25 protein-coding genes are annotated in these 25,124 nt (G+C 45.2%); 6 read left to right on the top strand and 19 right to left on the bottom strand.

Translation table 11 applies throughout. From position 1 onward, the window contains the following. Window positions 1–260 precede the first annotated feature (260 nt). The 3 genes from M4S28_RS17920 to M4S28_RS17910 all read left to right on the top strand — a co-directional run bounded on the left by M4S28_RS17920 (window position 261) and on the right by M4S28_RS17910 (window position 2,090). Entirely contained in the window at window positions 261–962 is a 702-nt protein-coding gene (locus M4S28_RS17920; RefSeq protein WP_249633405.1) for a helix-turn-helix transcriptional regulator, read from the top strand. Between the two features lie 64 nt (window positions 963–1,026). After that, complete coding sequence (locus tag M4S28_RS17915) at window positions 1,027–1,386, top strand: VOC family protein (RefSeq protein WP_249633404.1); 360 nt, start codon at window positions 1,027–1,029, stop codon at window positions 1,384–1,386. Between the two features lie 482 nt (window positions 1,387–1,868). Then, on the top strand, window positions 1,869–2,090 hold the full coding sequence (locus M4S28_RS17910; RefSeq protein ID WP_249633403.1) for a hypothetical protein: 222 nt from the start codon (window positions 1,869–1,871) through the stop codon (window positions 2,088–2,090). A 356-nt stretch (window positions 2,091–2,446) separates the two neighbouring features. Here M4S28_RS17910 and M4S28_RS17905 read toward each other — a convergent pair whose 3' ends face one another. After that, the gene (locus tag M4S28_RS17905; RefSeq protein WP_249633402.1) at window positions 2,447–4,075 is read right to left on the bottom strand and encodes an ABC transporter ATP-binding protein; all 1,629 of its coding nucleotides are present in this window, start codon (window positions 4,073–4,075) and stop codon (window positions 2,447–2,449) included. A gap of 12 nt (window positions 4,076–4,087) precedes the next feature. Continuing rightward, window positions 4,088–4,582 carry a hypothetical protein gene (locus M4S28_RS17900; protein WP_004732800.1) on the bottom strand — a complete coding sequence of 165 codons (495 nt, stop codon included), beginning with the start codon at window positions 4,580–4,582 and terminating at the stop codon, window positions 4,088–4,090. A gap of 240 nt (window positions 4,583–4,822) precedes the next feature. Here M4S28_RS17900 and M4S28_RS17895 point away from each other — a divergent pair, with 240 nt between their 5' ends. Continuing rightward, entirely contained in the window at window positions 4,823–7,183 is a 2,361-nt protein-coding gene (locus M4S28_RS17895) for a Lon protease family protein (protein WP_249633401.1), read from the top strand. 214 nt (window positions 7,184–7,397) lie between these two features. Here M4S28_RS17895 and M4S28_RS17890 read toward each other — a convergent pair whose 3' ends face one another. Then, a complete protein-coding gene (locus tag M4S28_RS17890) occupies window positions 7,398–8,144 on the bottom strand; it encodes a flagellar brake protein (protein WP_249633400.1) in 747 nt (248 codons plus the stop codon). Between the two features lie 270 nt (window positions 8,145–8,414). Between M4S28_RS17890 and M4S28_RS17885 the strand changes: the two genes are divergently transcribed. Both M4S28_RS17885 and M4S28_RS17880 read left to right on the top strand, forming a co-directional pair. Then, on the top strand, window positions 8,415–8,699 hold the full coding sequence (locus tag M4S28_RS17885; RefSeq protein WP_249633399.1) for a GNAT family N-acetyltransferase: 285 nt from the start codon (window positions 8,415–8,417) through the stop codon (window positions 8,697–8,699). An 11-nt stretch (window positions 8,700–8,710) separates the two neighbouring features. Next, window positions 8,711–9,898 (top strand): phosphotransferase, encoded by a 1,188-nt coding sequence (locus M4S28_RS17880; RefSeq protein ID WP_249633398.1) that lies wholly within the window; start codon window positions 8,711–8,713, stop codon window positions 9,896–9,898. 54 nt (window positions 9,899–9,952) lie between these two features. On the opposite strand, the gene dsbD is transcribed toward M4S28_RS17880, so the two are convergent. The 16 genes from dsbD to cpaB all read right to left on the bottom strand — a co-directional run bounded on the left by dsbD (window position 9,953) and on the right by cpaB (window position 25,099). Further along, on the bottom strand, window positions 9,953–11,749 hold the full coding sequence (dsbD, locus tag M4S28_RS17875; protein ID WP_249633397.1) for a protein-disulfide reductase DsbD: 1,797 nt from the start codon (window positions 11,747–11,749) through the stop codon (window positions 9,953–9,955). Beyond that, on the bottom strand, window positions 11,746–12,687 hold the full coding sequence (locus M4S28_RS17870) for an FAD:protein FMN transferase (protein WP_249633396.1): 942 nt from the start codon (window positions 12,685–12,687) through the stop codon (window positions 11,746–11,748). Before M4S28_RS17870 ends, dsbD begins: the two co-directional genes overlap by 4 nt. Next, window positions 12,677–13,903, bottom strand: a complete 1,227-nt coding sequence (locus M4S28_RS17865) for a DUF3570 domain-containing protein (protein WP_004732807.1) — start codon at window positions 13,901–13,903, stop codon at window positions 12,677–12,679. Before M4S28_RS17865 ends, M4S28_RS17870 begins: the two co-directional genes overlap by 11 nt. Before the next feature lie 51 nt (window positions 13,904–13,954). Beyond that, complete coding sequence (locus M4S28_RS17860) at window positions 13,955–14,446, bottom strand: DUF4266 domain-containing protein (RefSeq protein ID WP_017077000.1); 492 nt, start codon at window positions 14,444–14,446, stop codon at window positions 13,955–13,957. Beyond that, on the bottom strand, window positions 14,446–14,910 hold the full coding sequence (locus M4S28_RS17855; protein WP_249633395.1) for a TlpA family protein disulfide reductase: 465 nt from the start codon (window positions 14,908–14,910) through the stop codon (window positions 14,446–14,448). Before M4S28_RS17855 ends, M4S28_RS17860 begins: the two co-directional genes overlap by 1 nt. Window positions 14,911–14,994: 84 nt before the next feature. Continuing rightward, entirely contained in the window at window positions 14,995–16,209 is a 1,215-nt protein-coding gene (locus M4S28_RS17850) for a vWA domain-containing protein (RefSeq protein ID WP_249633394.1), read from the bottom strand. Continuing rightward, window positions 16,202–16,762: a tight adherence pilus pseudopilin TadF gene (gene tadF / locus M4S28_RS17845; RefSeq protein ID WP_054541441.1), complete on the bottom strand. Its 561-nt coding sequence runs from the start codon at window positions 16,760–16,762 to the stop codon at window positions 16,202–16,204. The genes M4S28_RS17850 and tadF overlap by 8 nt, the downstream gene beginning before the upstream one ends. Next, entirely contained in the window at window positions 16,749–17,198 is a 450-nt protein-coding gene (locus M4S28_RS17840) for a TadE/TadG family type IV pilus assembly protein (protein WP_076647370.1), read from the bottom strand. The genes tadF and M4S28_RS17840 overlap by 14 nt, the downstream gene beginning before the upstream one ends. Beyond that, the gene (locus M4S28_RS17835) at window positions 17,198–17,938 is read right to left on the bottom strand and encodes a tetratricopeptide repeat protein (protein WP_249633393.1); all 741 of its coding nucleotides are present in this window, start codon (window positions 17,936–17,938) and stop codon (window positions 17,198–17,200) included. Before M4S28_RS17835 ends, M4S28_RS17840 begins: the two co-directional genes overlap by 1 nt. Then, a complete protein-coding gene (locus tag M4S28_RS17830) occupies window positions 17,935–18,786 on the bottom strand; it encodes a type II secretion system F family protein (RefSeq protein WP_017076994.1) in 852 nt (283 codons plus the stop codon). Before M4S28_RS17830 ends, M4S28_RS17835 begins: the two co-directional genes overlap by 4 nt. After that, window positions 18,783–19,697 (bottom strand): type II secretion system F family protein, encoded by a 915-nt coding sequence (locus tag M4S28_RS17825; protein WP_249633392.1) that lies wholly within the window; start codon window positions 19,695–19,697, stop codon window positions 18,783–18,785. The genes M4S28_RS17830 and M4S28_RS17825 overlap by 4 nt, the downstream gene beginning before the upstream one ends. After that, window positions 19,697–21,040 (bottom strand): TadA family conjugal transfer-associated ATPase, encoded by a 1,344-nt coding sequence (locus tag M4S28_RS17820; protein WP_249633391.1) that lies wholly within the window; start codon window positions 21,038–21,040, stop codon window positions 19,697–19,699. Before M4S28_RS17820 ends, M4S28_RS17825 begins: the two co-directional genes overlap by 1 nt. Continuing rightward, window positions 21,040–22,200: a CpaE/TadZ family protein gene (locus M4S28_RS17815; RefSeq protein WP_081304131.1), complete on the bottom strand. Its 1,161-nt coding sequence runs from the start codon at window positions 22,198–22,200 to the stop codon at window positions 21,040–21,042. Before M4S28_RS17815 ends, M4S28_RS17820 begins: the two co-directional genes overlap by 1 nt. After that, window positions 22,197–22,820: a CpaD family pilus assembly lipoprotein gene (locus tag M4S28_RS17810; RefSeq protein WP_249633390.1), complete on the bottom strand. Its 624-nt coding sequence runs from the start codon at window positions 22,818–22,820 to the stop codon at window positions 22,197–22,199. The genes M4S28_RS17815 and M4S28_RS17810 overlap by 4 nt, the downstream gene beginning before the upstream one ends. Window positions 22,821–22,827: 7 nt before the next feature. Beyond that, window positions 22,828–24,225, bottom strand: coding sequence for a type II and III secretion system protein family protein (locus M4S28_RS17805; protein ID WP_249633389.1), 1,398 nt, complete (start codon window positions 24,223–24,225; stop codon window positions 22,828–22,830). Further along, entirely contained in the window at window positions 24,218–25,099 is an 882-nt protein-coding gene (cpaB, locus tag M4S28_RS17800) for a Flp pilus assembly protein CpaB (RefSeq protein WP_249633388.1), read from the bottom strand. The genes M4S28_RS17805 and cpaB overlap by 8 nt, the downstream gene beginning before the upstream one ends. Window positions 25,100–25,124: the final 25 nt, after the last annotated feature.

Genomic DNA, 25,124 nt, shown 5'->3' with positions numbered 1-25,124 from the left:
TGATGTCAATGCGAACCATGGTGCAGGAATGCCGCTGAGTAAAGCTATCGATCTCACTACTTATATTTGCGCGTTCACATTGTTCAATATGGAGCAGGTGAGCTAAAACACTTCTGCCCCATTCCGTGCTTCGAGAGTCAAGGAAGTGAACTATTTAACTCAATTAAATCATTTACGTCGTCCACTCATATTTTTCTTGAACGATCAGTTGATTCGCTTTTAGTGCATTATACCTGTTCTTTATTTTATGGATTCTTGCTATGTCACGAAGTCAACGCCTCCTAGATTTACTCCAACTTCTTCGACGCTATAAATATCCAGTCTCAGCTGAGGATCTAGCAAATAAGCTAGATGTTAGTGTAAGAACAATCTATCGAGATATAGCAACTTTGCAATCGCAAGGCGCAGAGATCGAGGGGGAAGCTGGGCTTGGTTACATTTTAAAACCGAGCTTCGATTTGCCACCGATGATGTTTAGCTTAGAAGAGCTTGAAGCCCTTAAGTTAGGAGTTGAATGGGTGGCAAAGCAAGCAAACGGAGAATTTAACGAAGCTGCCATTGATGCACTTGCTAAGATTTCAGCTGTGTTGCCTTCTGATCATGAAGCTAAGCATACTGAGAGCGTCATCAGAGTTGCTTCAATTCTCAAAGCACCAAAGGTGATGGTTAAGCTGGCTGAGTTAAAAGTAACGATAAAAAAAGAGCATAAAGCAGAAATTCTTTACGAAGACGCTAAAGGTGCTATCAGCAAGAGGGTTGTGTGGCCAATACTTATAGGTATGTTTGAGCAACACAATATCTTGGTTGCATGGTGCGAAACACGGAACGATTACCGTAATTTTAGACTTGATAGAATTCAATCATTTTTACAACTTGAGCCTAAATACGAGCGTTCTCGTCATACTTTACTAACTGAATGGGAAGCTTTAGAGGGCATCGGACACAAGCGCTTTCGTTACTGACAAAAACTGTCAGTACTTGTGGTTACACTTAGTTCATCCATTTCGAAAATGAAGATTTACAACTATGTTAACTATTGATTCTATTGTTCTTTATGTTGAAAACATCCAACTCAGCATGACCTTTTATAAGAAAGTCTTTGAATGTGAACCTAAGCTTTTATCGCCAACCTTTGCGGTAGTCGAGTTTGCTGAAAACGTAAAAATTACCCTAAAACAAACTGATACACTTACGCCAAGTAGTTCAGTTCGAGGTGGCGGGACTGAACTCTCTGTCCCTGCAATTAACAGCACCGAGTTAGATACCTTATTTGAAAAGTGGAAAGAGCAAGGAGTGAGTTTTGCTCAAGAGCGCGAAGAGTCTGTATATGGTATTAATTTTGTTGCGTTAGACCCTGATGGGCATCGATTGCGAGTGTTTGCTTAACGTTACCTTGTTTTTCTTAAAAGCCAGCATCATTGCTGGTTCATCTAAGTCCAGAACCTTCATAGGTCGAATTTTTACCCGTGGCACTTTCTAGCTCAAAAGTGCCCCAAAACGTTTCAGGGAACATCATACAGGTCATAGAACTCGCTAATGTGCAAAACATGCACATTAGCTATCAATCGATTATCGAGTATTCCTCGGCAGTTGAACTGTGGCATAAAACGGTCAGAATCAAAAAATGCCCCCTTTAAGTGTGCCAGTGCGAGATTAAACTTGATTTCGACCTCTTCAATTAGACTTACTTGCCTGATTATTATTCTCTAAGTTTTTGAGTGCCTATATTGGCACTTGAAATGAATTTTTCCCATTTATCTCAAGGTAGAGCAACTCACGCTCTAAAAACACCGTTTGTCGCAATGATAAGAACTATAGATAAAACCGCCTTATCATAGAGCTTAAAATAACAGCACAAGGAAAGCGTCATGAATGGTAAAAACATAAGAATAGTTTTGAGATGGGTGCACATAATTTTAGCGCTATTTGTTGGTGCGGCGTTCTATTCACCCTTAGGAAGTCATGAAGCATATCTTACAGCTACGCTATGGGGCTTTATTCCAGCTCTTGCTTTAACAGGTATTGGTATGTGGAAACAGTCGTCAGTTATGAAAGTGTTAAAGCCGATAAGCAAGAAAGCGCACCAGTAAGGTAAAAGATTACAGATATACTATGTGCACATGACGCAGTTCTCTTTTCTTCCTAATTTTTTGAGAGTACTTTCAAAACTGTAACTCGAAAATGTCCAAAAATGAGTTGAGCGAAGCCGCTTTGCTACTGTGACCCGACTACCAGCTAACCCTGTTTAAAGTCCGTCAATTTTAGCAAACTTTCATAATCACTGAGTCGATTTTTCATATACGCCAGAAACGAAAAATGTCGCATCCATGCGACATTTTTCTTTTGGCGGCCAAACCAGTTTTGCTATATCCATTCTAGATTTCAATCCATTAGGAGATTATTCAGAATGTACTTATAAGACGCTGTTAATGTTGATTAGTTCCCGTTACGCCGCATTTTTTTTCGATTTATTTTCTAAGTCGAATGACGCTGCGATTAACTTCTTGGTGTAGTCATTTTTCGGTGCATTGAAAATCTCTTCTGCAGACCCTTCTTCCATCACTTCACCCTTTTGCATCACCAATACACGATCCGACAGTGCTTTCACTACCGAGAGGTCGTGGCTGATGAACAGAAAGCCGATATTGTGCTTGGCTTGAATGTCTTTTAGCAGGTCAATCACGGTCAGTTGTACTGAGCGATCGAGTGCCGAAGTTGGTTCATCCAGCAAAATGAAAGAAGGTTCAAGAATCAGTGCGCGAGCAATCGCGATACGTTGTCTTTGCCCGCCAGAGAACTCATGCGGATAACGGTTTATTGAATTCGGCTCTAAGCGAACTTCAATCAATGCTTTGCGCGCTCTTTCTAAACGTTCTTGCTTGGATAGATGAGGTTGATGCACCGTTAAGCCTTCGGTGATGATTTCCCCAACTGTCATACGTGGTGACAAAGAGCCATAAGGGTCTTGGAATACCATTTGTACATCTTTCTTGAGTTTATGGCGTTCTTTGTCGGTTAATAAACTGACATCTTGGCCTTTATAAACAATACGTCCGGTACTTGGCAGCAAGCCGATTAACGCTCGTCCCAGTGTTGATTTTCCTGACCCGGATTCACCAACAATACCCAAGGTTTCGCCCTGTTTAAGATTCAACGAAATGCCTTTTACGGCTTCGAAGTACTGACTTTTACTCTTGATGAAATGTGATTTAACCAAGAACTGAACTCGGATATCGTCAGCAGACAATAGCTCTGGGGCTGACGCCTCAACAGGAACCTTAGCGCCTTTAGGAATCGAGTTAATCAGCATGCGTGTGTAATCGTGTCTTGGATTCTCGAATAAGGCTTGAGTCATCCCTTCTTCAACTAGCTCACCTTTGCACATCACCAGAACACGGTCGGCAAAATGTTTTACTACGCCAAGGTCATGGGTGATGAACAAAATTGCCATGCCCATTTTGTTTTGGATTTCTTTGATAAGAGAAAGCACTTCCGCTTGTACGGTCACATCCAATGCGGTGGTGGGTTCGTCGGCAATCAAAATATCGGGCTCGTTGATTAAAGCCATCGCAATCATGATGCGCTGCAACTGACCGCCTGAAAACTCATGCGGATACTTGTTGTAAGCCTGTTCTGGCATTGGTAAATGCACAAGATTGAAGAGCTCTAGCACACGCTGTTTTGCTTTTGATTTCGATACATTGCGGTGGCACATAATGGCTTCAGCCACTTGTGTGCCCACGCGCAGGTATGGGTTGAGAGAGGTCATCGGTTCCTGAAAGATCATGCCAATCCTGTCGCCGCGAATTGACTGCATTTCTCGTTCAGTCTTGCCAAGTATTGATTGCCCCTCAAATTCTATTTCAGATTGAGCATCAATGATGGCGTTATCAGGGAGCAAACGCATGAGTGCGTTAGAAGAGACTGATTTACCTGAACCTGATTCACCAACAATGGCCAAGGTTTCGCTAGAATTAAGGGTAAAGTTAACCTTTTTTACCGCATCAATGATTCCATCATTGGTTGTGAAGCTAACGGAGAGGTTATTGACTTTAAGAATGGCCCGGTCCGACATGATATATCCTTATCAATTTAAGACATTAGGTGAAGATTTCACTTCTGACGTGGTTTTAAGTTGCCCAAAATGGTGATGAGCACGTTGAATTTGTTCTAGTTCGAGCATCCAATACGAACTGCGTTGAGCACTGCAAAAAGCGATCAAGTGATTGAGTAGATCTTCACTCTGTTTTTCCAGCAGTGAATAGGTGCGTTGGATCAGTTCTGTGCTTTCGAGAGAGATAAATTGCATCAGTGCGTAAGACTGATTCAAGGTGTCGAAGGCTTGTTGATGATGGCCTAAACGGTTGAAAATCTCCGATTGAGCGACACTTGCGTCTCGAAGCCCTGCAAGTAGACAGGCAAATTGGCAGGGCTTGATGTCGCTTTGGTATGCAGCGTCCTGGATGTGGTGAGGAAGAGACGTTAGAACATCACCATACAGGCGCTGTGCTTCTGGCCAGTGACCTTGTTCCATTAACTGTTCAGCTTTTAGGTAGTGCATCCAGCATCGTTCAATTTCCATATCCACATCCTCAATTTATAATATCTAAAAATGTTAATGATATTTATTATCAAATGCAAATTAAAATCATTCACATGTTAAGTTGGTAAATAAAGTGGCCGGTTATTCTTAAAAATGGCTCAAATTGTGCGTTATTTGCTCAGTTGAACAGCGATGTTGCGTAAGTCACTAAATTTATAGGAAATTACATCTACACTGATTTTATCTACACCCAAGTAATGAAGGACTAAGGAGGCGGCGATGGCGATGCAAAGACTCAATACAGAACAGCTGTATAAGGTAGCGGAACTCGATAAGCTACCATGTAAGTCGACCAAAGAACTGGCTCCAATTGACGAAATCGTCGGGCAAGAACGTGCACAAAAGGCCGTTGAGTTCGCGATGTCAATCAAGGAAAAGGGTTACAACATTTATGCGATAGGGCGAAATGGTTTGGGTAAGCGCACCATGATTTTGCGCTATTTAAACCGACACACTCAAGAGGTCCAAGAGCTTTTTGATTGGTGTTATATCGCGAACTTTGAAGATATTCGCACACCGAAGGTACTCAAGTTACCACGTGGCGTGGGCAGCAGCTTAAAGCAAGACATTGAAAAGCTGATGCGTAAATTGCTTAAAGCCATGCCGCTCGCATTCGACAATGAGATGTACTTTAGCCGTGCAGATAGGCTTAAAAACCAATTGGCCACGAAGCAACAAGCTGCGCTCGAAACAATTAGCCAAGAAGCGAAAGATAAGGGTATCAACCTGACGATTACTACTCAGGGTGATTACCAGTTTGTCGCAATGAATGGGGATGATCTTCATACCGAAGAGAGCTTCGATCTACTTTCGTCGGAAGAGCAAGACCAGTTCGATAAAACCATTGATGGATTGGAAGTGGGCCTACGAACCATTTCTCGCGAACTGACCGAGCTTGAAGAGACGTATACAGAGAAAATTCAAAAGCTCAATGATGATACGGCGCGAGATGTGATCACGCACTTCATCAAGCAGTTGAAGCAAGATTACAGCCAATATCCAGATATCAAAAAGTACCTGACGGCACTGCGTAAAGACATTGTCGACAACGCAGATATTTTCTTGGAAGAGAGCACAGAGCAAGCAGAAGTTGCGACCGCCTCTTTGGATAAGAAAATGCCGCGTCGCTACAAGGTTAACGTGATTGTGAGCCAGAAGGAGGAGACACTGCCGATCGTGGTTGAAGAGAATCCGAATTATCACTCTCTGTTTGGCTATGTCGAGACGGCAACTTTTAAAGGCACTGTATTTACGGACTTCTCATTGATTCGCGCTGGTAGTTTACATAGAGCCAATGGCGGTGTGTTGTTGATGGATGCGGTTAAAGTCCTCGAACAGCCTTATGTTTGGGAAGGCCTGAAGCGCGCGCTACGTTCGCGTCAATTGAGCTTCACTTCATTAGAAAAAGAGGTCACGTTAACGGGAGCGGTATCGCTTGATCCTGAACCCATTCCATTAGACGTTAAGATCATTTTGTTTGGTGATTACCGTACTTACCAACTATTGCAACATTACGATGCGGAGTTCGGTGAACTGTTCCGTGTCACAGCCGATTTTGAAGATGAGATGAAGCGTACTGCGGATTCTGAAATGCATTATGCACGCTTCATTTCGAGCATCGTGCACGACAACAACATGCTGCATTGTGATCGTAAAGCGATTGCTCGCATCATTGAGCACAGTTCTCGTCAGGCGGGTGACCAAGGTAAGTTGTCGCTGCATTCAGCACACATTGCTAATCTGCTTCGTGAGTCAAACTACGTAGCGAGAGGCTCAAAATCGAACCTGATTCGTGCAACGCACGTCGACCAAGCGTTATCTAACCAACAGATGCGTGTCGGACGATTGCAAGACAGCGTAATGGAAACCTTCACTAACGGTACAACGCTAATCCATGTTGATGGTCAGGCGGTTGGGCAAGTGAATGCTCTGTCAGTACTCAGCACAACAGATCATATGTTTGGAGCGCCGAACCGAATTACGGCTACCACAGCTTACGGTGACGGTGAAGTGATTGATATTGAAAGAAATGTAGACCTAGGTGGCAGTATTCACTCGAAAGGGGTGATGATCTTATCGGCTTATCTTTCTTCGGTATTTGGTAAGACAGCTAAAGTCCCGCTCACTACTAACATCACCTTCGAACAATCGTATGGTGGCGTCGATGGTGACAGTGCGAGTATGGCCGAGTTCTGTGCGGTGGTGTCTGCGTTTTCTAAGCAGCCAAACCGCCAAGACATCGCAATTACCGGCTCAATGAACCAGTTCGGTGAGTCTCAGCCTATTGGTGGTGTGAACGAGAAAATTGAAGGTTTCTTTGATGTGTGTGAAATCAAAGGACGTTCAAACGAACAAGGGGTGATAATCCCACGTTCGAATGTTCATAACTTAATGCTGCGCGGTGACATCGTGAAAGCAGTTGAAAAAGGCGAGTTCAATATCTGGGCGATTGACCATGTCACAGAGGCGATTGAACTGTTCACAGGCAAAGCCGCAGGTGAGGCAAGTGATGAGGGTAGCTATCCAATTGATACTATTTTTGGAATCGCTCAAGCTAAACTGAACGCACTGCGTAAATAGTTGTATAGCTAGTTAGCTAGTTTATGCCTAAATAAACAGATAAACAGATAAACAGATAAACAGATAAACAGATAAACAGATAAAAACAGCCACAACGCAAAAGCCATCGATTCTAGAGTCGATGGCTTTTTTATTGGTTGCGACTTTGCTCGCGAGTGAGTGGTTTGTATTTGGTCAATTCACGAATTTGATGAGCGCAGTGTGTTAAATGATCTTAGCCGTTTCGTAAGCAGAGCTTGATGCCATCGAACTTCAATTTTGCCAACAAGTGTTTAGCGTTAGCGCGGCCAATATCATCAAATTCCACACCGTATCGAGCGTAGTGCGTCGATTTTTGCAGATTACAGATGATGCCTCTCAATGGAGGGATAAGAGGGCCATTGTAGTTTTCAGGTGTAATCTCGATAGACACTCGATCGGCAATCTGAATTGCACGAGAGGTCGGTGAGGTCACAAAACGACAACCACTTTTCGATAAGTCTCTTATCTCACAGTTTGCTCGTTGGTCGTTGAAGATAATTCTTGAAGCCAAGTTCACTTCATAGCGTGTTTCTTTACGCAGCTGAGTGACTTGCATCGTGCTTGGTGTCGAAAGCACAAGAATAGGGAAAGGTTCACCAATCTTATGGTGAATTTGGCTTCTAAAGTGAATAAGTGCGCCTTCACCTCGTAGAGAATAGGCACGAGCGGTCATCCAAAAACCTTCTTGAAAGAAAAAGTTCAGGTCTTCGTTAGATACCTCTGGTAACTCAACCACAATACAGTTATCACTGTGCGTACCAATAAACTTAGTAGTCGCGAGAAACTTAGTGCCAACCGGAGTCGAGACATTCAACGTCAGTTCACTGCCGTGTTCAATCATGGCCAGAGCATCAGTGCTGTTAATCGTAGAAACGGTGCGGTTACGAGGGTCTTGAAGTGCCTGATTATGCTCCAAAGGCTTCTTCAGTGGTGCGTTCATTTTGTGTTCTCCATGCGCCAACATGCGTCTGTTAGATATTGATAACTTGCTAACAAGGGGTTGTTACGTGCTAGATTTAATGTAAGTACTTTGAATTATTTATAGAGTGTTATTATTTGCTTTTGATTTTATGTAAATCAGCGTTCTCTAAAAATATCCGTTGTTTGAAGTACTTAGTTTTGTTTATATGCACTTGCGTTAGTTTATTACATGGAACTCATACTTCAAACTTTAATTGTTTGTCGTATCAATTATTTTTAGGAGTTGAGAATGCAGGCAATAAAGTGGATTCAAGACGAGAACTTGATCACGGTTGAGTTAGAACCTAACCAGTTCGCGGTCGTTAAGTATCAAAAGGACGGAGATGTATTACATATCACCTCGACACGAATCCCTGATGAACTACAAGGCAAGGGCTTTGGCAAGGTGATGATGGAGTCGGTCTTGCCTGAAATTGAACAAGCAGGCTTCAAAATTGTGCCAGTTTGTAGCTATGTCGTTCACTACATGAATAGGCAGCCACAGTGGTCACATCTTCTATCTGATAAAGCATAGCAACGAGTAATATGTCTCAATCAATACCGCCAAACAATCGGGTTCAACCTGAAGCGAGTTCAAGTCAAAATCAGCCAGAGCTTTATCAACAAGAGTTTTATCAAAATGAGCTTTATCAAAAAATAGCGACCTCGTTGGGTTGTCACCAAGGGTTTGATGTCCAAGTGATTCAACGCCTGTGGGGTGGATATGGCGAGTTAGTTCGCTTGGTCTTTTCTCAAGAAGGCCATGCTGAACTGAAAAGTGTGATTGTTAAACATGTCGCGTTACCAGATAAAGCAGAACACCCAAAGGGTTGGAATACCAAACTCTCTCACCAACGAAAGGTGCACTCTTACCAAGTGGAAACGGCTTGGTATCAATCGTTCACTCAACCGTGGGATGAGCGTTGCCCTGTACCTGTAGGGCTGCATTGTGAGTTACAAGAGAATGAATGGCTGATTGTGATGCAAGACTTGGCCGAAATCGGCTTTCCGTTGATCTCTCAGTTTGATGTGCTTGCTGTTTCTGACGATCTGGCAACCAAAGATACTCCGTACGAATGCGCGTCTACCTACACCTCAATCGAGCAAAAACAACGCGATGCTTGTCTTAAATGGCTCGCTAACTTTCACGCAAAGCACATTAATATCAATCAACAACAGTCGTCATCATTGTGGCAAGTCGGCACATACTGGCATCTAGACACACGCCCTGATGAGTTTAATGCCTTGGCTGATTTACCATTGAAGAACCAAGCCAAGCACATCGACCGTTTACTAAAAGAATGTCCGTATCAAACTTTGGTACATGGCGACGCCAAGCTTGCCAATTTCTGTTTTGATTCAGAAAGCCAAAATGCAGCTGCCGTCGATTTCCAATATGTGGGTCATGGTTGTGCGATGAAAGACGTGGCTCTGTTTATGAGCAGTGCGGTGAGGCCGCAAGATTGTGCAGAGCTTGAATCACAGATGTTAGAGACTTACTTCCGATACTTGGAAGAGGCATTGACGTACTATCAGCCACAGCTTTCGTTCGATGAAGTCGAAGCTTCATGGAGACCAATGTTTTATGTAGCGTGGGCTGATTTTCAACGTTTCGTAAAAGGTTGGAGCCCAGAGCACTGGAAGATCAACCCGTATACTGAGCAATTGACTCAAACGGTTATTGAGCAGCTAGAAAACCCAGAATACATTGCCTCATATCTGCAAACCAAATAAGAAAAAATCGCCCAGTTTATGATTGGGCGATTTTGATTTTATCTCGCGTAGGCCTTAGTTCGTTTGGCTATCAGCTTCTGTTGTTCGTGTGTAAGCGAGCTTATTGGCAAGTTTGAGTTTTTTATTGAAACCCTCTTTATCAATATCCCCCATTACTCGCGCAGGCTCTATTTCACCACTGGCGGGTGAGTAAAAGAAAATAGCTGGTGGACCGAACACATTTTTGTCGTTGAGCCACGCCATTTGCTCGGGGGAGCTTTCTGTCACATCAAGTTTTATGGTCTTCCACTCTTTAAGCTGTTGGCTCACTTGTTGGTCGTTGAACACGTTGGTTTCAATCACCTTACAAGACACACACCAGTCTGCGTAAAGGTCGACTAGCACCTTTTGGCCGCCGCTCGCTGCGGTCTTCAACTGTTGTTCTAGCTGAATAATAGAGTCTGTTTTTTCAAAGGGAGTGATCGCAATGGATTGGACTGACTCCTTGTTTTCAAGTGGGTTCAGAGGATCGGTATTACCCAAGAAGAATCCGACAAATAGAATGAGACCGTAACTCAGTGGCAGCAAAGCAGAGAACTTACGAGAACGCGCCCAACCCGGTTGTGCAGCTTCTAAAGCCCCGAAATGTACACCGGAACCGATAGCAAGCAGCGCCCATAAGATCATAATAATCGATGGAGCAACAAAGCGGCTCAACAAGACAATGGCAACAGCCAATAGCAGTACGCCAAACACTTGCTTAACTGAAACCATCCATGCGCCACTTCTTAATAACAAACGCCCGCCACTCGCTCCGATAGCGATAAGTGGTACGCCCATACCAAGCGCCATTACGAACAGAGTTGCTCCGCCAAACATCCAATCTTGAGTGGTTGAAACGTACAGTAACGCACCAGCCAATGGCGCACTGACACAAGGTGACACCACCAAGGCTGAGATTGCGCCCATAGCAAAGACACTGGCGATTTTGCCGCCGCCAAGTTTGTCTGAACCACTGTTGAGTTTTTGCTGAAGGGCAGCAGGCAGTTGGAGTTCATAGAATCCGAACATCGCCAACGCAAGCAGAACAAAAACCGCTGCAAAGCTACTTAACAACCAAGGTTGTTGCATCGCGGCTTGCAGGTTGACCCCTTTTGCCAAAGTGGTGACTAAGATCCCCGTCATGGCATAGCTGGTCGCCATACCCAAAACGTAAGAACTGGAGAGTGCCGCGCCTTTTTTGCCTGTCATCGCTTTTTCGCCACCGATGATGCTAGCCAAAATCGGAATCATCGGCAGTACACATGGCGTTAGGGACAAGCCTAGACCAAGTAAGAAGAACACAAGAAGCGCTTGTAACTTACCGGCTTGAGATAGGAACGAAGATAAGCCATTCGTATCCTCGCTGATCTCACCTAGGGTTTGATATAGAGAGTTTGATGGCTCCTCAATTAGGGTTTCAGCTACGGTTTCGAGCATAGGTAAATCGAGCTCTAACTTTTGCGGCAGATAACAAAGTCCTTTGTCTGCGCAGCCTTGATAACGCACGGTGAGTTTGCCACTTCCCGAGTAAGGAACAGTAACGGTAACGGGCTCGTGAAATACGATGACGTTACCAAAGTTAGGATCCTCTTTCTCTTCACCTGGCAGTGAATAACTCGGTTCTAACGTAGATAATGACGACTCACCTTTGAACGAAAATCGAGATTGATACAGGTAGTAACCCTTGTGGGTATCAAAGCTGATTACCGCGCCTTGAACTGTGGCTTCCCAAGATACGGGGAAAGCTTCTTCAACAGGAAGAAACTCGTTTTCTTGAGCATGTAACAATCCGCTAAACAATAAAATTAACGTAAGTAGGTAGCACTTCATGGATGAAGGAACTCCGTGTTTTGGTGAATGTGTAATTGATCGTCGATGTAGATAACAGCGCTATCTTCAGGTACTGATATGTTGGGATTCAATGTCAGTGAAGTACTGAGCACGCCGGCTTCCAATGTGGACGACGAGATAGCGGTAACAGAAAGGATCTTCTGCTCGACATCTTGCTTTGACAGAATATGAGAGGTGGTCTTGTCACCAAATTGCACTTGGCGTTCACTGTGAGCTGAGGTCGTGAGCGCTGCGTTCGTTAACGGAACGGCGAAAAATGGGGTCTTGTTGTCTCTTGGATCTAATACAGCAATGTTAAATGCCGAGCCATCCGGTTTGGTGCCTAACGCATAGATGTCACCGCCAAAATTCACTAACATCGACGTCGCGCCGAGTTGTTTTCCGATCGCTACGGCTTGGTCGACGGCGTACTCTTTGATGACGCCGCCAAAGTCGAAGCGAGTACGGGAATCAGGGACGTGTAGCCTTGTCCCTTGTAGAACGACGGCCCCTTTTTGATCCATTGTCCCTTTCAGCTCCCACGCTTGCTTACCCAAAGCAGAAGACAAGGCTTGGAAAGCATGGCTGTGCAACATCTTCGGCTTTTGTTTTAAAAGATGTTTGATACTGCCGACCGTGGTATCAAAGGTATCGAACGTCAGTTGACTTAATCGGTCGAGATGTTGAAAAACCTCGGCAGATTCAGAATCGAGTTCGACATCACATGACGCTCTTTGATTAATGCATTGTGTTAACCACGAGTCGTTGCAGTAGAAGTTATATTTGTCTTCTAATCGGCGTGTGTTTTGCTCTATCTCAGTCGCTATTGCTGTTGCGCTTGCCTTTGGAAAATTAGCCAAATCCATCGACAAAATTTGCACTTCACACGGTACGGTCATGGCATGAAAGCGATGTACAAAGGGCAGGTTAGAACTCATAGGTTGCTCCAACAGCCCACCACTGTGCTTCAAAACCGTTGCTTTGTTCGTAGTACGCAGCAAGCGCATTTAAGCGTAATTTCTTATGTACCTTGATACTCGCCCCCAGTTCATAAGCATTAGCTGTGAAGTTGCCTAAGCGAAGGTCTGAAGTCGCGTAGCCTGACGATGCAAAAGAAGGATCCGCACTACTTGGGTCGCGATAGAAATCGGCTGCATCTTGCGTGTACCAAAAATAGCCCGGTGCCAAGGTTAACCATTCACTCACTCGCCAAGATAATTTGCCGCCTAACTGGTGAGACATTACGCCCCAATCATCCATAAACCATTTGTATCTTGGTCGTATTTTTAGACTGTCGGACAATGAGTAAAAAGCTTGGATATTAATACCGCCAGAGAGTCGCGTATCCGGTCGAGAATCTTGTCCCAAGAACACTTCATCATCATCGATCTTTCCGTCGTCGTTGATATCGACTTCACGCAGAACCGTTAAATAGTGATTGCTCAAATAGCCACTACGGTAACCCGTGTAAGCAGTAAAAATGCTGTATAGATTCGGCGTGAAGGTTTGTGATAATCCGGCTTCTAAACTGCCCGTGAAAATGTCTTCCCAGCTCTGGCTGTTTGATGAAGCCAACGAGTATTTGCCGAACGCTTGAGTCTGATCGAAAAGGGCAGAGCCACCTAGACTGTAAGAGCGGTTTTTAGTGCTATCGGCATAGACCAAACCTTTGGCATTGATACCAAGGCTTTCGTAATCTTCTTCTTGAGAGGCGTTACCACCGAGAGTCCATTCATTACGTAAGGTATCGCGATAGGTCGCGCTTAAGCTGATGGATTTTCTGGTGTCTTCAAGGCCTACTTTTTGGATTTCATAGCCACTGCGGTGAGGATCATAGCCTGCACGAATAACCTCGTCGGTTTTATTCTGTGCTTGTTGAGTTTTCAGGGCGCGGTTTACCTGATCGGCATTGGAAGCAGGAGGTGTTGTAGGCCCCCATGCTGGAGAGGCGCCTGAAACACTGTCGTAGCTTATCTCTGCGTTGAGTGTCCAATCTAAGCCGATACTTTTCTCGATCGAAACCATGGTGTCATTGGCTGATACTCTGTCATCGTATTCCTCATAGCTAAGGTAATGAACAGAGATATGATCTTCAGCTAATGCCACGTTAGCCACTGCCGCTGCACTCAGCAGCGTAATTGGTAATTTTTTCATTTTTTTCTTATTTTGTTTTTTTAAATACTGATTTGTTCGTTGATGGATCGGTTAGTTACAACCACAGCCACCGCCACCAACACCACTGCCGCCGACGGAACCTTGTTTGTAAGCGAACACCTTTTCAGAAAAGACGTCGAATTCAGGCACCGTGCCACCGGGTTTCATCTCTTTTTGAGCCAATGTGCCTTTTTCCCAAGGCTTTACGGGTTCAATACCAAGGAACTCATCAACGAAAGCCAAAGCAGAAGGTTTGTTACTCTCTTCTGGTGCTTTCTGTTCGATAATCAGTTGCTTTGCCTTGGGTTTAACCATTTCAATGTTTCGTCTGGTTGCACGTTTTGCTTCTTGGTTTGAATAATCACCGCCACTTGAATAAACGGTGCTGGAGATGATCTCCTCTTCAACGAGAGGACCTTCGTTTTTGTCAGTGGCTTGCTGCTCAACGGGCTTTTTGCCCAGACCACTGAGGTCGAGTTCTAGCGTGGCATTAGCCGTCATTGGAATAGCGAGTAGCCCAACAAGGGTGACTTTGATTAGCATTACAGTGGCACTCCCATCTTGGTGAGGTCGTCAGTAATCACGTCACTAATGTGGTTAATGGCACCAAAACGAATCTTGATAACCTTGCCTTGATAGATGTAGTAAAGCGCAGGCATGCCGATAGGTTTAAATTCTGCGATCAACGCTTGTTCAGGGTCGTTAACAACAGGGAACTCCAGTCCGAGTTGTTTTTGAAACTCCAAGCCAACCTCAACATCTTCATCCACATCAACGCCTTTAAACGTGACGCCTGTGCCTTTGAGTTCGGTGTAGAGTTGATTGACTTCTGGTAGCTCTTCGCGGCAAGAGACGCACCACTCTGCAAAGAAGTCGATAATGGTCAGTTCATCCTTGTTAAGTTGCAGTTTCTCGATAACGTCTGGTGATAAAGAATCGCCTTCTTGATAAGCCAATGCAGGTAAAGAAAGGCACAGCGCCAATAGCGTTAGGGCTCGTGTAAACATGTTTTTCTCCATATTGTTTTTAACTTGTTTGTTTTTAATTCAATGCTTAAATTCAGGTGTTTCGAATCAAACGCTTTGTTTGGATTAGCGAGTGAGTTTGATGGTTGCCGAGTATTCAACCGCTAAAATATCGGAAAAGTACTCGTTGAGTTGAGCCGTGCTGGTGGCACTAAACACGCGTTGTGGATCCCCGGCACAGTTCTCGAATTGAGCGATTCGAGAAGGGCTGACGCCATAGCCGATGAAGTTCATTTCGATGCCATATTGATTGATTGCGGTAGTACAGAACCCGGCGTTAACCAGTTGGTCAAACGTGTCTCCTTCGTCAGCACCGTCGGTGAAGAGCACTAGCTTTCTTCTGGTTTCAGGTACTGTGCTGACGTTGATTCCCCATGCTTGTTGCCAGCTAGGGATCAGTTGTCTCACTCCCCATAACAAACCGTGAAAAGAGCGAGTACCGCCATTTGCTGTTAGGCTGTTTATCGAGTTTTGGACGCGAGAAAATACATTGGTCAACGGCAGCATTGGCGAATCTTGATTGCAGTCGCTTAACCACTTACTCGGTGGTGTAAATTTCACTGGTCGCTCTGAGTGAAGCGTTGCGAGGTTATCGACGGTCAGTGCCGCAGAGAAATTGCCATTACGATAGCTAAGCCCATCGATACAGTAGATTCCGGCTGCTTCTTTGGATAACCAAGGTGGGCGCTGCGCTGAAACTCCAGAGTCGAAAGGAACGATTGAAATTCTTACTGAGTCTAAATCGTTAGCGTTCTTACTCTGAGATTGAATCGTATTCAAGGCATTGGATAAAATGGATTTCAACGACTGGATGTTTGAACCCATCGACCCAGACACATCAAGTACTAAAACCAGCTCCGTTGGAATCGAAGATTGCTTGCTTTCAACCACACTTTTATAACCACCACCCGTCGCCGTTACCTTGGTTGCATAGCTCTCATATTGGAAGTTGGGCAGTAAGGGTGACAATGAATAACCTAGGCTAATACGGCATTCTGAGCCTATGATTTCTGGTTCTAAGCCACTCACACCTTTTAGGGTTGGCTGATAGTACTCTTGGTAAGCCCGCATCATTGGGAGTGTGGCTGTATCAGCAAAGGCACAAGCTAATGCGGCAGAATCGGCGGCTTGCGCTGCTCGGTTTGAAACCATTACTTGAGCCGAGATCATCAGGGTGCCAACGGCAATGAAAAGCGCTGGAAACAGTAACGCCAAGAATGAAATGGTCATGGAGCCTTGCTGTTTTTTAAGCGCAATGCTGCCGAATATTGGTTTAACCATAATGCTTTCCTATCACGGCTGATGAACTTGAGAGTGTTTTAGGAAGATTGAGTCGCTTGTAGTCAAACGGTGTATTCACACATAAAGTGAGTTGAACCAAGGTGGATGGTCTTCCAACTAACGCAGGGTCGCCGCTACCCTCAACGATAAGTGTCTCTAGTTGATCGATGGGTGTGTACTTTTGACAGATGATCCCGGCATGGATGTGCTTGTATTCCCAGTTCGAAGCAGTGGTATCAAATACACGGCTTTCAAGTACCAACCCAATATCGCTGCGCTTGATGTCTTGCGGAAGATAACGTTCGGCGAGATCGAGAAGCTGATCCTTTAACGTATTAGGTAATCCGTTTGGGCCTTGCTCTGGTTTCAGTTGCGTTAGTGAAACGGCGTTGACTAGGTTATATGTTACGTTGTCGAGCTGAGTCTGTAGGTTGAATAAGCGGTAGGTAGCAACAAGCCCCCACAAAATGATCATGAGTGCGAGTACAACGAAGGGGAATTCAATCGCTGCTGAACCCGCTTGTTTTTTTCGAGGTGTTTTATTTGTTGTCATAACTAACCAGTACCTTTCTTTTCAAGGTTGTCATGTTGCCGATAGACTCAGAAAACTGAGTTGATAGATTAGGTAATAAGGCAAATGAAAATGAGTAAGACACCTTGTACTCGCCTAACACTGCTCTGCTTTTGGATACCGGTTTCTCATTAACTAAATCTGAGAAGTTTTCGGCGTATAGCGGCGATGGATCCAAGACGAGCTTGCTCTTATCTATCAGTGGGAACTTTGCGATAGTCTCGGCAAACGCTTGGTCTGAAATAGGACTAATCGGCCGTGTCTTGGCCTCACGAACACCCGCATTAACGGCTACATCAAGGATGATGTTGACTAGCAGCAGACGGCAGATCTCAAAGAAACCGATGATCAGTATCAGGAACGGTACCACCAACATTGCAAACTCGACGCTCTGCGCACCTTTTTGACGAGAGAGCATCACAGTTCTCCTTGCTCAGTTTTAGCAGCAAGCTCTTGGTAATACAGACTATTGTTGGCGAGCTCAGGTTGAGATAGATGTGCACGAGCGATACTTTTCGCGGACGCACTGTCTCCAGAAAGCGCATAAGCCAGTGCTAGATTGAGTTGCAGTTTTACGCTCGCTTCACCTCGGACAAAGATCGGGTGCAGAATTCGAATCCCTTGCTCTGGTTTACCATCGAGTATCCAAGCCATGGCTAAGTTGTTGCGATACTCATTACTGGATGGCATCAAGCTGAGGGCATGAGAGTAAGATTCACGCGCTTTTGAATACTGCTTATTGAGCGAGTAACTTACGCCTAAACTGTTGTGGGCGACATCATCAGTTGTAACTAATCTGACAGATTCTTCGAGTGCTGATGTGGCTTGTTCAAGCTCACCAAGCGCCAACCACGCGCGGCCAAGTTCTCTGTAAATCGCGCTCGATTGATTAAGCTCGATACCGTGCTTTAGATAATGCAGTGCCTCATCATAACGACTGGCTTGATTCGCAGCGGACCCCATTAGCAATAGTAACTGTGGGTCATCAGGCTTCGATATCAGCATCTTTCGGTACAGATCCATGGCACTTTCTGGTTTGCCATTCATCAGTGCAACCTCGGCGACTTTCATATCTTCAGAGGTCTCTTTTTCAACGTTATTCGTTGACTGACAGCCAACCAAAACCAGCGCTAAACCCAAGAGAATAATCTTGTTCATAAGCCCCCCAGAGTTTGTTTAAGGGATAACATGATTGGCACGACAATAATGCCCACGACAGGTAGCATGATGAAGACCACTAAAGGGAATGACATCTTGGCTGGTATTTTTCCTACCCACTCTTCAAGCTCTAAGAAGTGATATTGGCGGCTATCAGAGGCAATCAGCTTTAACGCTTCAGCGAGAGGCGTACCGTATTGAAGCGCTTGATTCATGGTGGTCACAATATTGTTGATGTCAGGAAGCTGGACTCGTTTGTCTAGGTTTGAAAGTGCCGTTTGTGGTGAATCAAGAACCGATATCTCAGTCGCAGTGAGTAGCCATTCACGTGACAATGCTGGAGAGATAGCACGCATCTCTTCACCGACACAGCGAAATACCGCTTCGAGTGTTAGACCTGATGCGACACATACCACCATCAGATCGACTGCATCAGGAATAACGCGGCTAATTTGCATTCGGACTTGGTTCACGCGCCAATCTAGAATGCGGTCGAACAGGATGCCAACCACAATGGCGATTGCGATACATTCGGCCACAGAGTTCATGTTAAGCACTTGGATTCGAGTGACATACCAAGCAATAGATCCCGTCACCATCGTCAGTAGTCTTAAGCCAAGAAAATAGATCTCTGCATTAGGACTCAACCAGCCAATGAGGATTAACTTCTGGCGTCGTGGTTTTGCACCTTGGAAGCGCCATTTGCTAGAAGCGGTCGTGTACTTAGAGGAGTAGCTCGATACGCGAGTCAGTCGCTCAGCGACAACATCTCGTTTGAAAGAAGACAAGTGTGCGACAACTGTCAGTAGTAATGCGCATCCCAACAGAAGCAAGGCAACATACATCATGATGAGAACCTTTTGTTACGAGTCAGAGCGTTCAAAATGAGTGTGCCTGAGCTAATACTAATGATGGCGTAGGTCAGTACACGCTGTCCCGACTCTGTGTTGAACAATTGGATTATCATGGTGGGTTCCATCAAATAGATACCACCCAATAACCCCAAGGGTAAGATAGAAAGAAAGAGGGCTGTCATACGAGGCTCCGAGGTTAAGCTCTTGACCTTTTTTCTCATCGCTCGATTGTCATGCATGGTTCTGCTTAAGCTTTGAAGAATGTCGCGCAGTTGGCCACCATTGGATTGATTCAGGATTAACGCGACCGAGAAGTAGCGGAAACTGCTGTAAGGAAGGCGAACGCATGCATCATCGAGGCTTTGGCGAAGGCTTAAACCGAGCGTTAAGTTATCGCGAATATAGGAGAACTCACGTCCTAATAGCCCTGGTTGGGTTTCTGACACTTGTTCAATCGCTTGTGGGACTGAGAGCCCCGCAGCCACCGCTCTAGAAATTAAGCCAAGTACATTGATGATGCCTTGTTCGAACTCTTCTACCTGCATTTTTCGGCGGTACATCACCAAGGCACATGTGCATACAAACCAAAGTCCAACAGCGGCGAAAAGTTGATGATGCATTGCCAGCTGGGGAAACAACATGTGGCCAGATGCAGGGAAGCCGATAGCTGATAAGGCAATAAAGTACTTATCCCAAACTGGCAGCAATGCATTCATTCGTAAAAAGAAAGCATGCAGTTTGTTGCTACGCTGGTGGTTGGTTTTTTTGATTGAAACGTCAGCTGTAAGCGAGCGTTGACCACGACCCACCAACAATAAGCGCTTATTGACGATGGCTTGCTTTGAGCTCAACTTGATTAACCCGATCGCGATAAACAAAACAAAAACAGTGAGAACTAGGATCATCAGGCTTCAAGCTCCATCGCTACTCTTAGTTGAGCATCGAGTTGGTGGTATTTGGCTTTTTCATTGAAGCTTGGTACGCACTTAGCACTCTTATATTCGCCAATCAGGTTGCCTTGTTGATCTTCCGATAAAGGTTTGAATCTGAACAAGTCTTGAGTGATGTATTGTTCTCCTTCTAACCCTTGCACCTCGGTGATCGAAACAATGCGTCTTTTGCCATCACGCATTCTTTCGACTTGTATAACCACATCGATGGTGTCTGCGATTTGGCGGCGCAATGAGAACAGAGGCAGAGTCGCTTGGCTCATCATCAACATGTTTTCCATCCGAACGAGTGCGTCAGTCGCCGAGTTTGCGTGCAATGTACACAGTGAACCATCATGGCCGGTGTTCATTGCCTGCATCATCTCAAAGGCTTCATCGCCACGAACTTCTCCTAAAATGATACGATCTGGTCGCATACGTAGAGAATTTCGCACCAGTTCTCGCTGGGTAATTGGTGTTAAGCCTTCGGCATTGGCTGGGCGAGTTTCAGCACGTACAACATGAGGTTGCTGTAGACGCAGTTCTGCGGTGTCTTCAATGGTAATGATGCGTTCTTGAGGTGAAATGCTAAAAGACATCGCATTGAGCAGTGTGGTTTTACCTGCACCAGTGCCTCCCGCAACAAGCACATTAAGGCGTGAGCGAACAATAATATCGATAAGTTTAACCATCGATTTCGACATTGCACCAAACTGAGCCAATTGGCTGAGTGTTAGCTTATTCTCATTGAATTTTCGGATGGAAATGTAGGTTCCATCAAGCGCTAGCGGTGGGATCATCACATTGACACGGCTACCATCATCCAATCGAGCATCGACTAATGGATTCGATTCATCGATTCTTCGCCCGACCTTGCTGACGATGCGTCGCGCTAGGTTGAGAAGTTGTTCTTCATTGCGAAATTGAACGGCCGTTTTTTGCAATTTTCCTGAGCGTTCTACGTAGACTTCACGGTACCCATTGACCATGATGTCGGTAATGCCTTGGTCTTCAATTAAGGGCTGTAGTGGACCTAATCCTAGAAACTCATTGAGCAGTTGTTCTACTGAGTGAGCGACGTCATTGTGACCAAGTGGTAACTGCTTAGAGACCACGATATCTGACACCATTTCGGCAATTCTAGCTTCAAGATCGGGTGCACTTAAGCTCACTACAACCGATGGGTCGATCGCCTTGATGACCTCTTCATGAATCACATGATAATGCTCACGAACCGAAGGTGTTGATGTTAGGGCTTCATGTTTTCGAGCTCTATTCGCTTCAATCGGATCTATGGCTTGTGTGTTCTGACCAAACATTATGCGCCTCGCTTCCAAAAACGGCGGCTGCCTTGTTGCGGCTCACCAGTGACTAGTTCAAGTAGAGAGTTAAACGCGAGCTTCACTTTCCTATTGCCTTTATGGGCAGGCTGACCAAGCGATGACTTGCTCAGGAAATGGTTAGGCAAAAACGGGATCACGACGTCTACGGATGTGCCGAGTGATTTCTTCACATCATTGACCGAAATAAGGGATGCGGAATCGGACTTACAATGGTTCAACACCACAATGGTTTGTGAAGCCGCTTGGTTTTGAAGTCGTTTGATTATCTGACCGGCATTGCGAATGGAGCTGAGTGTAGGCTCCACTACAATGATTCGGATATCGGCACTTTTAAGCGCTTCAAAGCCAACCTGGTCACGCAATGAATAGGTCGGGATGTCGATCAGTAAGTAGTCTGAACTTTGCAGGCAGAACTTTGTAAACTGATCGAATGCACTCTTTTGTGGCCAAAATGGTGTGGTGTCTAAAGGTAGATAACCGGTAAAGAGCGTGTGCTCGGGTGACACACTGATCCCACTGCGCTCAAACACGAGAGGTTCTAATCTTTCTGGGTATTGTAAAAGCTCTACCAACGCCGTGTTGCCTTCGACATTGAGTAGCAAATCCAAATCACCCATCGAAAAATCGAGGTCCATACAAGTTACTCGTTTATCGAGTTCGGCAAGCTGCTGCGATAACGTCGCTATAATGGTGCTGCTTCCTGAGCCACCTTTTGCACTGACAATGGAAACGATTTTTTCATTTCGTTTTTCGTTGTTGAGTTGCAAAGCAGCAAAGGAGACGTGTTCAAGATCTTGTGGTGTCACAGGGTTGACTAAATAGTCACTGGCACCGGATGCGAGCATTCCACGGTAAGCAAAAATTTCGGTTGAATGACCAATCGCGATAACTTGGCACCCAGTACGTTGTATTAAACGTTGCACAACCTGTTTCGACTCTGGCAATTCGCTATTCAATACATCGAGGAAGATGGTTTTAACGTCATTCTTAAGTACCTCTCTCACCACGTCATCTTCTTGATTCGAAGAGGTTGTGATGTTGTTGATACCGAAATCATTCAGTGTGTATGTGAGCGCTAATGTATCGAGTTGCTCCGATGCCGCGATCAGTACCGTTAAGTTGTGTACTTGATTCATTGCGAACCTCCTAGCGTGGTATTCGAAGAGCCAGAGTTTGTCTGTTGGTTTTGTGCTGGTGGCGCAAAGTAGTTATCGATGCTAGACACCGCTTTTTGTCCTTGTGCACTGTCGATGGGCTGACCAACTATCAGGTCTTTTGGATTTGCGACCATTTGCGCCAGTGCATTGGCATTCGCACAGCCAAAATTGCGCTGAGTACGATAAGCGTTGAGTGTGGTTCTTGGTGTTTTACCCGCGTCACATGCCGTTACTTTGGCACGATAAGATTCAACAAAAATCGTGATGTCGCCTTTACCTTGCGCCGCAGTGTCTGACACTGAAATTTGCGAAGGGTAGAGGCCTGACTCGATCAGACGAAGCCTAACTTTTTCACTTTGGCCTTCTCCTTTCTGAGTCGTATTTTCAATCTTGACCATTAAGTTGGATAGCGTGCCTCGGCGAGCAATAAAGTCAGAGATATCAGCTTTCTCTTGAGCCGATAACGTTTTACCCGACAGTGTTAAAGTCAGCTTGTTTGTCACGGACACCACATCCACAGAAGGTTGTTGGGTTGTAGGCGTTGGCGCGCAACCCGCAAGCGCAAAGAGAGCGGGCAGTAATAAGGATAATTTGTTCATGATGCCCTCAGTAGTAGAACCCGTTGTCACCCAGTAAGCGAGGCTTCTGGTTGTCGGTATAAGTCGCTTTATTATTTGATGTTTTTTGTTGCTCTCTTGGCCATGCCAGTAAACGTTCAACATCGCTCAATGGGATTAAGCCATCGGTTGGGAGTGGCATTGAGTCCGAACGAGCTGGCTGAACTAGGTAAGCCGTTACAATGATGATCAGCTCTGTTTCTCTACGAGTGAATTCAGTCGAGCGGAACAGGCTACCGAGTACTGGTATCTCACCGATGAGCGGTACTTTTTGTAGTTGTTCGATGTCTTCCGATTTCAATAGCCCACCTAAAGCAAAGCTCTGCCCACTTGCCAATTCAATGGTGGTGGACGCACTGCGAGTGGTAAAAGAAGGGAAGTTAGTTCCGTTTATCACTTGTTGGCTCTCGATTGAGATGTTACTGACCTCGGGATTTACTTTTAAGCTGATACGGTTTTGACTGAGCACGGTTGGGGTGAAGTTCAGTTTTACACCGAAATCCTTGTATTCGATTTGAGTGGTGTCAGCCGTAATCAGTGGCAGCGGTACTTGCCCACCAACCAAAAACTCCGCATCTTCGCCTGACATCGCGGTCAAGTTAGGTTCAGCAAGCACAGACATCATGCCGTTGGTTGCTAGCGCATCAATCAGAGCAGTAATGCTCGGCTTGCCCCAACTACTGACATTAGGCAGCTTTGAAAATGAAAATTGCCCCACACCGCCAGCGATTGAACCCCATTTGATGCCCAACTTATTGGATACATTTCTTGAGACTTCAGCGATTTTTACACGAATGTTGACCTGATTTGGCATGGTGACAACCAATTGATTGATCAGCTCATCATCATTGAGTTGAGTCTGCTGATTTTGATTGGTTGAACTACTGCTGTTGTTACTGTTTCCCTGTGAATTCGAGCTCTCTTGTTGTTCGGTAGAACCGACAATAGGGGATAAGTAGCCTTTCGCGAGCGACACGATATTGTGTGCCATCATCGGAGAGGGAACGCGTCCTTTAAGCCATAACTTTCCGCCCAGAGATTCCGCGTTGACTGACGCTTCTGGGAACTTGTTTTTAACCAGTTCATTGAACTCGCGGCTGTTATGCGTGACGCGAATCTTGTTGGTATAAATCACGCGTTCTTGTTCATTCAAAACGGTGATCGTAGCGCTGCCAGCTTGCTTACCGAATATCATCACTTTGGTATTGGTTAAGGTTTGGTAATTAGCGATATGGGTGTTAGAGATGAAAATGGATTTCGCTTTTTCAGGTAAGCGAATCATTCTCGCCTCATTGATCGTCACATCAAATGTTGATGCTGTAGATGCAAAAGAGACACATAGGCTTGATAGTAGGAGAACACCCCACCAACGACAGATGTTAGCCATTGTTATCAGCTCCAGTTTTATTATTGACGGTTTTACTTTCGGCTCTAAATTCCACCAAACCCACGTCAGGTAATACCTGAGTTGTGTCTGGAGAAATGACTTTCAGCGTCACGGCATTTGCGTGTTGAGGTTGATCTTGAGCCTCGTTTTGCCCGCGTAATACAAGCGTTAACTTTCCTAATTGTTTCGCAAGTACCACTTGGTTTGCTTGCTCGGGTGTCACTTCTAAAGAGACACTGCTGTCGTCAGGGATACCATTTTCGAAACCATTAGATTCCCGAGCCTTTTGATAAGATTCTGCCGTTTGCTTGTTATTAAATGCCAAGACTCTTGCGTCATGAACTATCGTTGTAACGTACAATCCTTGAGATGAATTGCCATAACGAAGTAGCTCACCATCTTGTGAACCGAGTAGGAGAATATCCACTCTGTCGCCCGGCTCAATGAAGCCTGAATTAGACGTGACTTGATCGACAGGGACTGAAATCGCGCGATAGCCTGGTTGCAACTTCAATGAAAGCGAGTAGCCACCTTCCGGCTCGGTAATGTCTGCTTTCGACAATATCGAGTCTTTGACGAGTTTGGTGCGTGCTAGCCCTGACATCGTGTGGTCGGCAGAAATATCTTCCGGTGTCACGTGGTCGATGTAGTTCTCCAACTCTTGCTGTGGAACTTCTTTCCATCGGAACGAGTTTGGTGTGTAGGCTTGACCTATCTCGATAGTGCGAGTTGGAACCAGCACTTTGACCGTTTGCTTAACGGCTTGTTGAGAAGAGGTGGTCGCAGACTCGTTATTAGTTTGACTTAACAGTAAAACGGATAATCCGAGCACCGAGCAAAATAACGACAGCAACATGAGTCGCTTGGCAGTCATAACTATTCCTTTAATTTACGGTAAA

This window comes from Vibrio sp. J383, assembly GCF_023503985.1.
Taxonomy (GTDB): Bacteria; Pseudomonadota; Gammaproteobacteria; order Enterobacterales; family Vibrionaceae; genus Vibrio; species Vibrio splendidus.
The sequence above is the reverse complement of the archived record's forward strand: the minus strand, read 5'-3'. Positions and strand labels throughout refer to the sequence as shown.